The organism is Haloferax marisrubri (assembly GCF_001469875.2).
Classification (GTDB): domain Archaea; phylum Halobacteriota; class Halobacteria; order Halobacteriales; family Haloferacaceae; genus Haloferax; species Haloferax marisrubri.
Genome location: NZ_LOPW02000010.1, coordinates 151,159 through 163,724, shown reverse-complemented (window position 1 = coordinate 163,724; position 12,566 = coordinate 151,159). Strand labels below are relative to the sequence as shown.

Below are 12,566 nucleotides of genomic sequence, written 5' to 3'. Positions count from 1 at the left end.
CCGTCGTCACATGCACCGAATCAATGGAGGCGATATAAGTGGCCACAGCAGGAGGGGCCAACCTCATCCCGCTCGTCGCCGCGATAATCGGCATCGGCGTGGTCTCGCAGGTGCTCTCGGACCGGTTTCAGGTCCCCAGCGTCGTGTTCCTCATCGCGTCGGGCATCCTGCTCGGCCCCGAGGTCCTCGGCGTCATCTCTCCCGACTCGTTCGGGAACGCACTACAGGCCATCGTCGGTCTCTCGGTCGCTATCATCGTTTTCGAGGGCGCGTTCCACCTTCGAATCGACAAGCTACGGGAAGCGCCGGCCGCGACGTTCCGCCTCGTCACCGTCGGGGCGATAATCTCCTTCGTGGCGACCGGCGTCGTCGTCCACTACGCGCTCGGCGCGCCGTGGCCGGTGTCGTTCCTCGTGGGCGCGCTCCTCGTCGCGACCGGGCCAACGGTCATCGCCCCGATTCTCGAAGTCGTCCCGGTCCGCGACCGAGTCGGCGCGGCGCTCGACACGGAGGGTATCGTCAACGACGTGACGGCGGCTATCGTCGCCATCGTCATCTTCGAGGCCATCCTCGAAGGCGTCAGTAGCCCCGACGCCCTCGTGGTCCTGTTCGCCGAGCGCCTCGGCGTCGGTGTCGTCATGGGCGCAATCGTCGCCGGGGCGCTGTACTACGCCCTCCGGTACGTCGACCTCTCGCCGGGCAACGCGCCGCAGAACGCGCGCCTGCTCGTCCTCGCCGGCGCGCTCGTGTCCTACGCGGCCGCCGACTACGTCGCCACGGAGGCCGGCATCGCCGCGGTGGCGACCGCCGGCATCCTCCTCGGCAACGCGGACGTGCCGTACGAAGAGGAGATTTCGGCGTTCAAGGGCGACATCACGCTGCTCGTGCTGTCGTTCGTCTTCATCGCCCTCGCGGCGCTGTTGGACTTCCAGAACCTCCTGAACCTCGGCGTCGGCGGCCTCGCCGTCGTCGCCGCCGTCGCGCTCGTGATTCGGCCGCTCTTGGTCTTCGTCTCGGCGCGCGGCGACCGCTTCACGAGAGAAGAGAAGCTCTTCATGAGCTTCGTCGGCCCGCGCGGTATCATCCCCGCGTCCGTGGCCTCGCTGTTCGCTATCGCCCTGCAGGAGGAGGCGACGCGGCTCGCGGCCGAAGGGATGGCCCAGCAGGCCGCCGCGCTGAACCAGAGCGCCTCGATTCTCGTCGGCACGGTGTTCCTCGTCATCCTGACGACCGTCGTCTTCGAGGCCGGCCTCGCTCGCCAAATCGCAGAATACCTCGACGTCATCCCAATGCGTGTACTCATCATCGGAGGCGGGAAGGTGGGCCGTGCGCTCGCCGAACGCCTCGCAGACCGCGGAGAGAACGTGGTCCTCATCGAGGAGGACCAAGAAGTAGTCCAGACAGCCCGGAACATGGGCTTTACCGTCCATCACGGCGACGGAGCCGACACGAGCGTCTTACGCTCCGCGGGGGCCGCGAACGCCAAGTTCGTGGTCGCCGCGACCGGCGACGACGACGTGAACCTGCTCGTCGCGCAGTTGGCGAACTCGAAGTTCGAACCCGAGAGCGTCCTCGCGCGGGCGAACAACCCCGACAACGTCGAGGCGTTCGAAGAACTCGGCGTCCGGACCATCTCGTCGACCATCGCCACGGCGCAGGCGCTCGACAACTACATCGAGCGCCCGTCGATGTCGAACTGGATGGGCGAAATCGGTCGCTCCGGCGACGTCCAAGAGGTCGAGGTCACCGCCGAGAGGCTCATCGGTCGGACCATCCGCGAGGTCGGACCCGAACTGCCCGACGGCTGTCTCATCACCCTCGTCTCGCGGAACGGCGACACGACGGTCCCCAACGCGGAGTACACGCTCCAAGAGGGCGACCGCATCACCATCATCGGCGAGCGCGAGGCCGTCCGGGACGCAGAAGAGTTAGTCAACCCCGAATAGCGGCTCTCGCCGCCCGCTGAATTTCGGTTTTTTGCGTCGTCCCCGACAGGTCAGCGCCGCGCCCAGCGGACGAACACCGCCCAGTAGCCGACGGTGAGCGCGACGAGGACGTACCAGACGGGCGCGCCGAGGTCGGGCCTCGGAACGAACCCCGCGGAGGCGGCCCCGGCGGCCGCCAGCGCCGCGAACGCCCCCGACAGTACGGTCGTCGTGAGGTTCATCACCGGGATACTCTCGACTTCCGGAGTATGAACGTGACGAAAGGCGCACGTATGTTCGTGAGCGTTAGCGGCGGAGAAACGAGCGGGAGGCGACCGTCGCGTCGTCACCCGGTCTCACCGACTTCGCTTCGAAAACTAAAACAAAAACAGCCGAATTCTCGTTCTACCTGCTGAACTCGATTGCCACACCACTGCCACCTTTTTCCCTCGCTTCGCTCGGCAAAAATCTGGACCAAAAAAACAGCCGAATTCTCGCCCTACCTGCTGAACTCGATTGCCACACCACTGCCACCTTTTTCCCTCGCTTCGCTCGGCAAAAATCTGGACCAAAAAAACAGCCGAATTCTCGCCCTACCTGCTGAACTCGATTGCCGCGCCCTGACCGAAGCCGACGCAGAGCGACGCGAGGCCGCGGTCCACGTCGCGCTTCTGCATCTCGTGGATGAGCGTCACCGGCAGGCGCGCCCCGGACGCCCCGAGGGGGTGGCCGAGCGCGATTGCGCCGCCGTTGACGTTGAGTTTGTCCGCGTCGATGCCGAGTTCGCGGCGGGAGTACTCACACTGGCTGGCGAACGCCTCGTTGATTTCGACGAGGCCGTAGTCGTCGATGTCGGTGCCGGCGCGGTCGAGGAGGCCGCGGGTGGCCGGGACCGGGCCGATGCCCATGACCGTGGGGTCGACGCCGGCGACGTTGTTCGTGCCGACCGAGGCGAGTACGTCGAGGCCGTGTTCGTCGGCGAACTCGCGGCTGGTGACGAGGACGGCGGCCGCGCCGTCGGTTATCTGCGAGGAGTTACCGGCGGTGACGGAGCCGTCGCCCGAGAAGGCGGGGTCGAGACCGCCGAGAATCTCCATCGAGGTGTCGCGGCGGATGCCCTCGTCCTCGGTGACGACGCCGTCGTCCGTCTCGACCGGGACGATTTCGTCGTCGAAGCGACCCGAGTCGGTCGCCTCGGCGGCGCGCTGGTGGCTCCGGAACGCGAACTCGTCTTGGGCCTCGCGGGAGACCTCGTGCTCGTTTGCGACCTTCTCGGCAGTCATCCCCATCTGGAGTTGGAAGATGTTGTACTGCTCGCTCAGTTCCGGATGGAGATGCTGGTAGGAGTCGCCGTCCATCGGCACGCGGGACATGCTCTCGACCCCGCCGGCGACGATGCACTCGCGGTTGCCAGCGGCGATGGCGTCGGACGCGGAGATGATAGCCTGCATCGAGGAGGCGCACCAGCGGTTGATGCTCGTCGCGGGCGTCCCCTCGCCGAGCTCCGACAGGAGGGCGATGACGCGGGCGACGTTGTTGTCCTGTTCGGTGCGCTGTTGGGCGACGCCCCACATCAGGTCCTCCACGTCGTCGGGGTCGACGTCGTGTTCGTCGAGGATGTGGTCGATGAGCGTGACCGAGAGGTCCTCGCTTCGAACGTCTTCGAACACGCCGCCCGCCTTGCCGAACGGCGTGCGGTACGCGGCCGCGATGACTGGCTCTGGCATGGCACATCATCAGGGTTCGAACACCATAAATAGTTTAGAACTCACTATTCGTCGTAACGAGTTGTTCTTCGGGTCGAAAAACGCCGAGAAAACGGTGAAAGTGGAGACGACGGCACCGAGTCTCGGAACGTCAGGAACGAGTGGCGGAGTCGCTGTCCTGCCGACCGGGGATTCCGCCGGTACCCGCGTCGGCAACCGTTGGCTCCGCCGGGAAGAGTTCCGGCGCGACGTCCGCCGAGGCGTGCTCGAAGGCCACGTCGTCGGCGTCTGCGTCGTCCGCCGGGTCGTCGGATGCGATGCGTTCGGTCATGTTCAGTCGCTCGTGACCGTCTGTTCGGACTGCGCTTCGTCCTCGGCGAACGGGTACCACGACTGCTTCGCGTCGTGCATGTACGGCGCTTCGAAGTCCGTCTCCTCGGGGACGCAGTACTCGGTGACCGCCTCGGTCCCCTCGGCTTCGACCCACTCGCGGAACGTCTGTCCGGGCTCGCGGCGCTCCGCGAACGCCTCCACGAGCGAGGCGATGGCACCCGGCACCTCGTCCGCCGGGATGCGCTGTTGAATCCACTCGACGAACGACGGCTCCTCGCCGATGCCGCCGCCGACGCCGATGTCCATGGCCTCGACCATCTCGCCGTCCTTCTGGGCGCGCATGCCGAACAGGCCGATGTCGGCCGTGTTCGCCTGCCCGCAGTCGGCGGTACAGCCGGAGTAGTGAATCTTCAGTTGGCTCACGTCGTCGGGCACGTCCACGTTGTCGCGGAGCCACCGGAGCATCCGGGCGGTCCGGGCCTTCGTCTCCGTGAGCGCGAGCGAGCAGAACTCCGTGCCGGTGCAGGCGACCGTGCCGCGCTGGAACGGGTTCGGGACGGGCGTGTGTTTTCCGAGGAGCGGCTCTGCGAGCAGGTCGTCGAGCTTCTCCTCCGGCACGTCCATCAGAAGCGGGTTCTGACGACGGGTGAGGCGGACCTCGCCGGAGCCGTACTCGTCGGCGATGTCGGCCAGTTCGATGGCGTCGGACGCCGTGAGTCGGCCGACGGCGACGCTGAGGCCGACGTAGTAGTCGCCGTTAGCCTGCTCGTGGACGCCGATGTGGTCGTGTTTCCCGTCGGACTCCGGGCGGCCCGCGTTGTAGGTGTACTCGTCGCGGATGTTCTCGCCCGCAGACTGGAGTTCGAAGTCGACGTACTCCTCCTGAAGCAGGTCGCGAATCTTCTCCGTTCCCCACTCGTCCACGAAGAAGCGACTGCGGGCGCGGGCCCGAACGTCGCGGTTGCCGTGTTCGTGGTAGAGTTCGACGAAGCCGCGGACGACCTCGTAAGCGCGGTCCTCGTCGGCGACGAAGATGTCGAGGTCGCGGGCGACGCGCGGCTTTCGAGAGCCGAGGCCGCCGCCGACGCGGACGTTGAAGCCGGTGACCGTCTCGCCGTCGATTTCTTTCTTCGCGGGTTCGAGCCCCACGTCGTTTATCGAGTCCTGTGCGCAGCCCTCGCGACAGCCGGTGACGCTGATGTTGAACTTCCGCGGCATGTTCGACAGGGCGTCGTTCCCGCGGAGGTCCTCCTGGAAGCGGTCGAGAAGCGGCTGGGACTCGACGAGTTCGTGCTTGTCGCGGCCGGCGACCGGACAGCCGGTGATGTTCCGCATGGTGTCGCCGCCGGCGGACCGCGAGGAGACGCCCGCCGCTTCGAGCTTCTCCCAGACCTCGGGGATGTCTTCGAGTTCGAGCCAGTGGAGCTGAATCGACTGGCGGGTCGTCAGGTCGACCCACGCGTCGCCGAACTCGGGGTTCTCGACGGGGCCGGAGGCGTAGTCGCGCGCAACCTCACCGATGGCCCGAAGTTGACCCGGGTCGAGGACGCCGTTGGCGTTCGTCAGCCGCATCATGAAGTACGAGTCCTGGCCCGTCCGCTGCTGGAAGACGCCCCAGAACTTGAAGCGGGTGAACCACTTGTCGCGCTCGTCTTCGGGGATGGCGTCGACCCCCTTTTCCGCGAACTCCTCGATTTTCTCGCGAACCTCGTCGCCGTACAGTTCCGACTTCCACGCTTCCTTCTTACTCGCCATTACCGACCACCAGTGGGCAATTGTCCACTATTTGTGTGCGTTTGTTTCCGAACTTGGTCATGTTTCGTGATAACACGACTCGATAGAGGTTCATAAGAGTATTCGTTGATAATGTGTAGAAATCGACGCCATACGGACTATTCGTCCATTTTATAACCAGATATTCCGAATATAAGGTCGTATTCTGTGCAGATAATCGACTGTTTATTCGACAATCTAAATCTAATGTAATGGAAGATAATGTGGTATGGGCCTCGAACGCGGTTCACCGACGAACGGTGAGCGCGCGCAAGTCGTCGAAGGAGTTCACGTTGTGAAACGCGTGCGTTCCGGCGTGAGCCTCCACTTCGCGGTCGTCGAGGACGGTGGCGTCGAGCGCGGACATGACGGCCTGCAGGCGCTCGTCGCCGTCGCGGATGGTGTCGGTGCAGGCGACCACGCCGGCGCGGCAGTGGATGACCGCGGGCAGCGGTTGGGTCGTCTCGGAGACTCTCGGGACGACGCCGGCGCCGCCCTGCAGGCGGCCGAAGAGGTGTGAGATGAACCCGCTCGGGACGAGCGGCATGTCGCACGGGAGGACGGCCGCGTACTCGGCGCTCGTCGCCCGGAGTGCGGTTCGGAGGCCGAAGACGGGGCCTCGGTCGGGGTGCGGGTCCTCCGCGAACTGGACGTCGAAGTCCAAGAGCGCGCCGGCGAGCGAGTCGCGCTGTTCGGCGCGGCAGTTGACGATGAGTTCGTCGACGACGGGGTCGAGCGAGGCGGCGACCCGGTGAATCATGGGCTGGCCGCCGACGGTGGCCGTCGCCTTGTCTATGCCGCCGAATCTGGTCGACCGGCCGCCGGCGAGGATGATGCCCGCGCGGCCGGTGTCGAGGTGGGGGTGCGACGCGTCTGCCATTCTCAGGCGGCGGTGCGTTCGAGTTCGCAAGGCCGTCCGCCGGCGGCGACGAGCGCCATCAGTCGCTCACCTCCGCCACGAGGCTGTCGGACGCGGCGGTCGTCTCCGGGTGTTCGAGGCGGACAGCGCACTGCTTGAAGTTCGGTTCGTTCGACTGCGGGTCGACCGCAGGGCTGGTGAGTCGGTTAGTCATAGGATGGTGGATAGAGAGCCAGACGAGGCCCGGCGGGACGGCGTCGTCGGGGTCGAGCGTCACCGGGACCGACGCCCGACGGGAGACGACGGTGGTTCGGCGGTCGCCCTCGGGGTCGGCGACCGCGTCGCGGTGCGCGTCGATAGTGTCGGGATGCGCGCGGGCGACCGGCTGGTCCGGCGTGTCGCTCCGCGTGCGAACCCCGGTGTTGTACCCGTCGGCCTCGCGGCCGGTCGTGAGCGTCAGCGGGTACGACTCGTCGGCGGGTTCGGGGAGCGACGACCCGGAGAGCGCGCTGAACTGCGCCTTCCCGGACGCCGTCGGGAACGACCACGTCGGGTCACCCGACTCCCCGTCGCCGGCGTCGTAGTAGCGGTAGCCGCCCTCGCTCGTCGGGTCCGGCGCGGGCCAGCGGACGGCGCGCTCGCCGTCGAGTCGGGTGTACGAGAGCCCCGAGCAGTCGGCGTCGGTGCCCTCGGTGAGGGCGGCGAACTCGTCGAACAGGTCGCTCGGCGAGACGGACGGTCTCGGGAGCAGTCCGGGCGCGACGCGGGCGGCCACGTCGGCGATGATGTCGAGGTCCTGCCTGACGCCCGGCGGCGTCTCGGTGGCCGGGCGGACCCGCGAGACCGTCCGCTCCATGTTCATCGTGGTCCCCTCGGACTCGCCCCACGTCGCCGCGGGGAGCACCACGTCGGCGAGTTCGACCGTCTCGGACCGGAAGGCGTCCTGCACGACGAGGAAGGAGTCTTCGAGCACCTCGCGGGCGGCCGTCGCGTCCGGGAACCCGGCGAGCGGGTTGGTCGCGACGGTCCAGACGACCGACGGCGACGACTCGAACATGCCGACCGGTCCCGGTCCGTTGTCGTCAGGGAGCCGAGAGACGGGCACGTCCCACGCCTCGGCGACGGTCCGGCGGTGGTCCGGGTGTTCGAACGGTCGGTGGCCGGGCCACGTCCCCTTCGAGGAGACGACGCGGGTGCCCATCGAGTTCGCCTGTCCGGTGAGCGAGAAGGGGCCGGAACCGGGGCCGAGGTTCCCGGAAGCGAGACAGAGGTTCACGAGCGCGCCGGCGGTCGCGGTGCCGCGAACGCTCTGGTTGACGCCCATGCCCCAGTAGACGAGCGTGGGCGCGTCGAGGAGCGACGCCAGTTTCTCGACCTCGTCGAGGGTGACGCCGGCGTCCGACGCCGCCTCCTCGACCGGGGGGAGTTCGTCGACGACTCGGTCGAACCCCTCGGTGTGTTCCGCGACGAACGACTCGTCCACGCGGTCGGTCTCGACCAGATGGCCGAGAACCGCCTGCGCCAACGCGAGGTCGCCGCCGGGGTCGATGGCGACGTGGTCGTCGGCGACCCCCGCGGTCTTCGTCTCGACGGGGTCGACGACGACGAGGTCGCCGTCGTCGGCCGACTGGCGAATCCACCGGAACATCACGGGGTGGGCGACGGCCGGGTTCGCCCCCCAGACGAGGTGCGTCTCCGCCTCGGGGATGTCGTCGTAGGTCGGCGGCGGCGCGTCGCTGCCGAAGGCGCGGTAGTAGGCTTTGACCGCGCTCGCCATACAGAGCGTCGTGTTCGCGTCGTAGTTTCGGGTGCCGATACCGCCGCGGGCGAGTTTTCCGAGGGCGTAGGCGGCCTCGTTCGTCTGTTGGCCGCTCCCGAGGACGGCGACCTCGTCGGGGTCGTCGGCCATCGCGTCGGTGATGGCGTCGCCGACGCGCGCGAGCGCGTCCGACCACGAGGTCTGACGGAGTTCGCCGTTTTCCCTGACGAGCGGTCGCGTGAGCCACGACCCGTCCGGGTCGGCCGACTCACGGATGCCGCGACCGCAGGCCAGCCCGTTGTTCACGGGGTGCGAGGGGTCCCCCCGGACCGCGTCGAGGCCGTACGCCGTGTCGGAACCGAGATGGACGTGGCCACAGCCGACAGCACAGCGCATACAGGTCGTCGGGACTTGTTTCGCCACGCGATTCACCACCTACCGTCCGCGTCGAATGTACCGCATTCGGGCAAGTATCCCGTGCCGTTCGTGAATATCATTTCACTTTCTTGGCTCACAGTGGCGGAAGATAACCATAAAGACCTAATCGTTTAAGAAGCAATATTTTCCCCACATATTCTGAATAAAGAGACAATATACAAACGTATGGAAGGAATATAATCGCGTAATTCGTCCGTTTTAGGATATGTTTTTGAATTGTTTTTCAGAAATTAACGGACCACCGCGGTTCTGTGCCGCGTTCCTTGCCATCGGGGTAGTTCGGTCGCGCGCACCACGCGGCGGCGCTCCGACGCTCTTATGCGTCTCCCCGGGCAATTTCTGGGGGATGAGTGAACGGGCGCTCGAGGTTGTCGAGTTTCTGCTGACGGCCCACCTCTACACCGACGACCGAACGCTTGACGAAAACGACCTTCCCCCGCGGTATCGACGCGTCTTCTGGGCGGACGCCGAGGACGACGGCGACGAGGACGACTCGTCGATGGCCGGCATCGAGCGACCGCTCGTTGTGACCGAGTCCGTCGCGCGGAAGGCGACCGGTGTCGAACACCCCTGGGACGCGATTTCCGACCTCATGTTCACCCAACGTGAGGACTTCTCCGGCCGCCTCTCGCTGACGCAACCCGAGATGGCGCTGGAGTGGTTCGTCAAACGAGCCGACTACGACCGGCTCGTGACGAACCCGACGGTCGCGAAGTCGGTCGAGGACCGAGACGACGTGGACGTGACCCACGCGGACGCGAGAGAACAGACCCGGCCGATTCACGCCGACCGCGTGTGGATAGACAGCCTGCTGGACGAGTACTTCGACGACGAGGACGACGCCGAGATGCTCGACCTCGTGCAGGTCCGCGCGCCCGAGGAAATCGAGATGACCCTCGACGACCTCGTGCTCACGACGGACCAGGAAGGTGAGATTCACAAGTTGATGAAGGCCATCGAGCACCGCGAGTACCTCGCGGACATCGGCCTCCGTGAAATCGGGAAAATCCTCTTCGTCGGGCCGCCGGGGACCGGCAAGACCACCGTCTCGCGGGCGCTCGCCCACGAGCTCGGCCTCCCGTTCGTCGAGGTGAAGCTCTCGATGATTACGAGTCAGTACCTCGGCGAGACGGCCAAGAACGTCGAGAAGACCTTCGAAGTGGCAAAGCGGCTGTCGCCGTGTATCCTCTTTATCGACGAGTTCGACTCGGTGGCGAAGACCCGCCGGTCGGACGAGCACGCGGCGCTCAAGCGCGCGGTCAACACGCTGCTCAAGAGCATCGACGACATCTCGCTGATTCGTGACGAGGTCATCCTCATCGGCGCGACCAACCACCCCGACCAGCTCGACTCGGCGGCGTGGCGGCGCTTCGACGAAATCGTCAACTTCCCCAAGCCGGACCGCGGGATGCGCGCCGACATCCTTCGGGTCATCACGAACCGGATGGACATCGACGAGTTCGACCCCTCGGCCATCGCCGACGTGACGGAGGGCCTCACCGGCTCCGACCTCCGACTCGTCCTCCGCGAGGCCGTCCTCGAAGCGCTCACCGAAGAGCGGATGGAACTCACGCAGGACGACCTGCTGGAAGCCGTCGCCGACTTCGAAGAGCGTGACAACCTGAAGAACCTCGACATGATGTCCGACTCGTCGGAACTCGTCGCGGGGTCGGGTTCGGACGACGGTCACGACCACGACCACGACCACGACCACGCGGACGAACACGAAGGCGAGACGCAGAAAGACGCCGGCGCGGCGCAGTAACGCTCCCTTTCTGACAAAACATTTACTAGTGGGCCGCAAACGGCGAGCCGATGCCCTCCAGCAGACGCCGATTCGTTCGCACGATTGCGGCGGGCGGGGTTCTCACGGCGCTTTCCGGGTGTACGTCGGACCTCGAACCGTCCACCGAGACACCCCTTCCCGAACCGGAGTCGAATCCTGCGCCCGCCTCTGGTGACCCGATTACAATCTCGCGCGACTACCGAGACTCGTCGAAGTACGACTACTATCCGGACACTGCGGAGATTCGACGACGCACCGGTTATCGCAAACACGTGAACGAGTCGGGAACGACGAAAGAGCCGATATACGACCGGGAACCGGCATCGTCGTGGGTGACGCGAGTCGGTGGGACCATCGCAGGAACCGAGGCGATGGCGACGGCTCGGGAACGACTCGGCGTCGAGTCGTTAGCTGATATCAGCCGAGGAATTGGCTACGACGACGGGGAAGCGAGGCGAGTGATGCTCGCCTACGAGGTGTGGCCGAATCGGAGCGGTGAAGCACGAACGCCGTCCGTCGAATTCGAGGCCCTCGTCTCGGCGGTTCCGCGCACGGTTACTGCGAACCTCCAGTTCGAAGCGGCGACGCTCTCGGGGACGTTCCACCCCGTGGTCGAGTTCCGGCAGATATACCGGTCCTGACTCGCCGCGGTCGGCCACGTTTATACCTCGCCGCCCCCGTGGTTGAGTCAATGCGCGTGACCCTCCTCGGGACCGGCGACACGACCGGCACGCCCACCGTCGGGTGCGACTGCGAGACCTGCCTCGCGGCCCGCGAGCGAGGCATCGAGCGGACGCGCTTTTCCGTCCACGTGCAAAACGAGCGGACCGGCGAGTCGCTCCTCGTGGACTTCAGCCCCGACTTCCGCCATCAGTTTCTCACGCAGGACGTGCCGCTTCCCGACGAGGCCCTCGTAACCCACATCCACTTCGACCATCTCGACGGCCTCGGGAACGTCTACCGCCTCCTCGACGACCTCGCGGTCCACGCCGCCAACGAGACCGACCCGGTCACGGGCGAGAGCGTCGCCGACGCGATTCGCTCGAAGTTCGACTACCTCGACCGCATCTCGGTCGAAGACCAGACGCCGTTCGAGTCGTTCCGCGCCTGCGGTCTCGACGTGACGTTCGTGCCGGTCGTCCACCCGCCGCTGGTCTGTTACGGCGTCGCCATCGAGGACCCCGAGACGGGCGCGAAGCTCTCGCTGTCCGGCGATTCCACCTACGCCATCCCCGAGGAGTCCCGCGACGTGCTCCGTGACCCCGACCTGCTTCTCGCCGAGGCTATCGTCCCCGCGTCGGTCTGCGAGTACCACCCCATCGGCGGCGACGACTACGACGAAAACGGCGTCGCACGGACCTTCGGCACGAAGCACATGACCCGCGAGGGAGCTATCGCGCTCGGCGAGGAACTGAACGCCGACGAGACCCGCCTCGTCCACGTGGCGCACTTCTACCCCGCCGACGAGGCGTTCGAAGAGCCGCTGGCGGTCGACGGCGAGGTGTACGAACTGTGAAACTGCGAACCGTCGCCGAGGACAAGGCGTTCAGGTATCTCATGGTCGCCGGTGTCGTCGCGGCCGCGGGCAACTTCGTCCTGACGTACGTCGATACGGGCCAACTGGACGTCTTCGGCGTCGTCGTCCAGGTCGTTTTCGTCGCCGTCATCGGCGTCGCGCTCGTCACCTACTGGAACTACATGGAGCGGCGGGCCGACGCGGAGTGAGGCCCGGGAGCGAACCCGGCGGTCCGGTGCGGTTTTGCGACCGGAGCGCGTCGAGTCGGTCGTGACCGATATCCTCGCGGCGCTCCGATACAGCACGCCGCTGGCAGTCGTCGCCGGAGTCGTCTGGTTCCTCGTCGCCTCGTGGTCCGGCGAGCCGAACTGGGTCGAGGGCGCGGTGTTCGTCGTCGGTTTCGGCGTCGTCGCGACGCTCGGCTGGATCTACTCCGACGAGCGGAACGAGTAGCGACTCGGCGGGAGGCAG

The 12,566-nt window shown here is 66.3% G+C and carries 12 protein-coding genes; 6 read left to right on the top strand and 6 right to left on the bottom strand.

What is annotated here, in order from left to right:
• Window positions 1-38 precede the first annotated feature (38 nt).
• Window positions 39-1,946, top strand: coding sequence for a cation:proton antiporter domain-containing protein (locus AUR65_RS08020; RefSeq protein WP_058566331.1), 1,908 nt, complete (start codon window positions 39-41; stop codon window positions 1,944-1,946).
• Between the two features lie 50 nt (window positions 1,947-1,996).
• On the opposite strand, the gene AUR65_RS19925 is transcribed toward AUR65_RS08020, so the two are convergent.
• The 6 genes from AUR65_RS19925 to nasA form a co-directional block, all read right to left on the bottom strand.
• Window positions 1,997-2,167 (bottom strand): hypothetical protein, encoded by a 171-nt coding sequence (locus tag AUR65_RS19925; RefSeq protein ID WP_004976349.1) that lies wholly within the window; start codon window positions 2,165-2,167, stop codon window positions 1,997-1,999.
• 351 nt (window positions 2,168-2,518) lie between these two features.
• Window positions 2,519-3,652, bottom strand: coding sequence for a thiolase family protein (locus AUR65_RS08015; protein ID WP_058566330.1), 1,134 nt, complete (start codon window positions 3,650-3,652; stop codon window positions 2,519-2,521).
• A 130-nt stretch (window positions 3,653-3,782) separates the two neighbouring features.
• Window positions 3,783-3,962, bottom strand: a complete 180-nt coding sequence (locus AUR65_RS08010) for a hypothetical protein (protein WP_058566329.1) — start codon at window positions 3,960-3,962, stop codon at window positions 3,783-3,785.
• A gap of 2 nt (window positions 3,963-3,964) precedes the next feature.
• Entirely contained in the window at window positions 3,965-5,719 is a 1,755-nt protein-coding gene (locus tag AUR65_RS08005) for a nitrite/sulfite reductase (RefSeq protein WP_058566328.1), read from the bottom strand.
• A 265-nt stretch (window positions 5,720-5,984) separates the two neighbouring features.
• On the bottom strand, window positions 5,985-6,617 hold the full coding sequence (locus AUR65_RS08000; RefSeq protein WP_058566327.1) for a molybdenum cofactor guanylyltransferase: 633 nt from the start codon (window positions 6,615-6,617) through the stop codon (window positions 5,985-5,987).
• Window positions 6,618-6,675: 58 nt separating this feature from the next.
• Window positions 6,676-8,790: an assimilatory nitrate reductase NasA gene (nasA, locus tag AUR65_RS07995; protein ID WP_103429256.1), complete on the bottom strand. Its 2,115-nt coding sequence runs from the start codon at window positions 8,788-8,790 to the stop codon at window positions 6,676-6,678.
• 349 nt (window positions 8,791-9,139) lie between these two features.
• Between nasA and AUR65_RS07990 the strand changes: the two genes are divergently transcribed.
• The 5 genes from AUR65_RS07990 to AUR65_RS07970 all read left to right on the top strand — a co-directional run bounded on the left by AUR65_RS07990 (window position 9,140) and on the right by AUR65_RS07970 (window position 12,548).
• Entirely contained in the window at window positions 9,140-10,558 is a 1,419-nt protein-coding gene (locus AUR65_RS07990; protein WP_058566326.1) for an ATP-binding protein, read from the top strand.
• A gap of 50 nt (window positions 10,559-10,608) precedes the next feature.
• Window positions 10,609-11,220, top strand: a complete 612-nt coding sequence (locus AUR65_RS20180; RefSeq protein ID WP_233194334.1) for a hypothetical protein — start codon at window positions 10,609-10,611, stop codon at window positions 11,218-11,220.
• 50 nt (window positions 11,221-11,270) lie between these two features.
• Window positions 11,271-12,095 (top strand): MBL fold metallo-hydrolase, encoded by an 825-nt coding sequence (locus AUR65_RS07980; RefSeq protein ID WP_058566325.1) that lies wholly within the window; start codon window positions 11,271-11,273, stop codon window positions 12,093-12,095.
• A complete protein-coding gene (locus AUR65_RS07975) occupies window positions 12,092-12,304 on the top strand; it encodes a hypothetical protein (protein ID WP_058566324.1) in 213 nt (70 codons plus the stop codon). The genes AUR65_RS07980 and AUR65_RS07975 overlap by 4 nt, the downstream gene beginning before the upstream one ends.
• A 61-nt stretch (window positions 12,305-12,365) precedes the next feature.
• A complete protein-coding gene (locus AUR65_RS07970) occupies window positions 12,366-12,548 on the top strand; it encodes a hypothetical protein (protein WP_233194333.1) in 183 nt (60 codons plus the stop codon).
• Window positions 12,549-12,566: the final 18 nt, after the last annotated feature.

Coding starts and splice junctions, on each gene's coding strand:
- AUR65_RS07980 (WP_058566325.1), top strand. CDS start 11,271: ATGCGCGTGACCCTCCTCGGGACCGGCGACACGACCGGCACGCCCACC.
- AUR65_RS08015 (WP_058566330.1), bottom strand. CDS start 3,652: ATGCCAGAGCCAGTCATCGCGGCCGCGTACCGCACGCCGTTCGGCAAG.
- AUR65_RS08000 (WP_058566327.1), bottom strand. CDS start 6,617: ATGGCAGACGCGTCGCACCCCCACCTCGACACCGGCCGCGCGGGCATC.
- AUR65_RS19925 (WP_004976349.1), bottom strand. CDS start 2,167: ATGAACCTCACGACGACCGTACTGTCGGGGGCGTTCGCGGCGCTGGCG.
- AUR65_RS08005 (WP_058566328.1), bottom strand. CDS start 5,719: ATGGCGAGTAAGAAGGAAGCGTGGAAGTCGGAACTGTACGGCGACGAG.
- AUR65_RS07990 (WP_058566326.1), top strand. CDS start 9,140: ATGAGTGAACGGGCGCTCGAGGTTGTCGAGTTTCTGCTGACGGCCCAC.
- AUR65_RS08010 (WP_058566329.1), bottom strand. CDS start 3,962: ATGACCGAACGCATCGCATCCGACGACCCGGCGGACGACGCAGACGCC.
- AUR65_RS20180 (WP_233194334.1), top strand. CDS start 10,609: ATGCCCTCCAGCAGACGCCGATTCGTTCGCACGATTGCGGCGGGCGGG.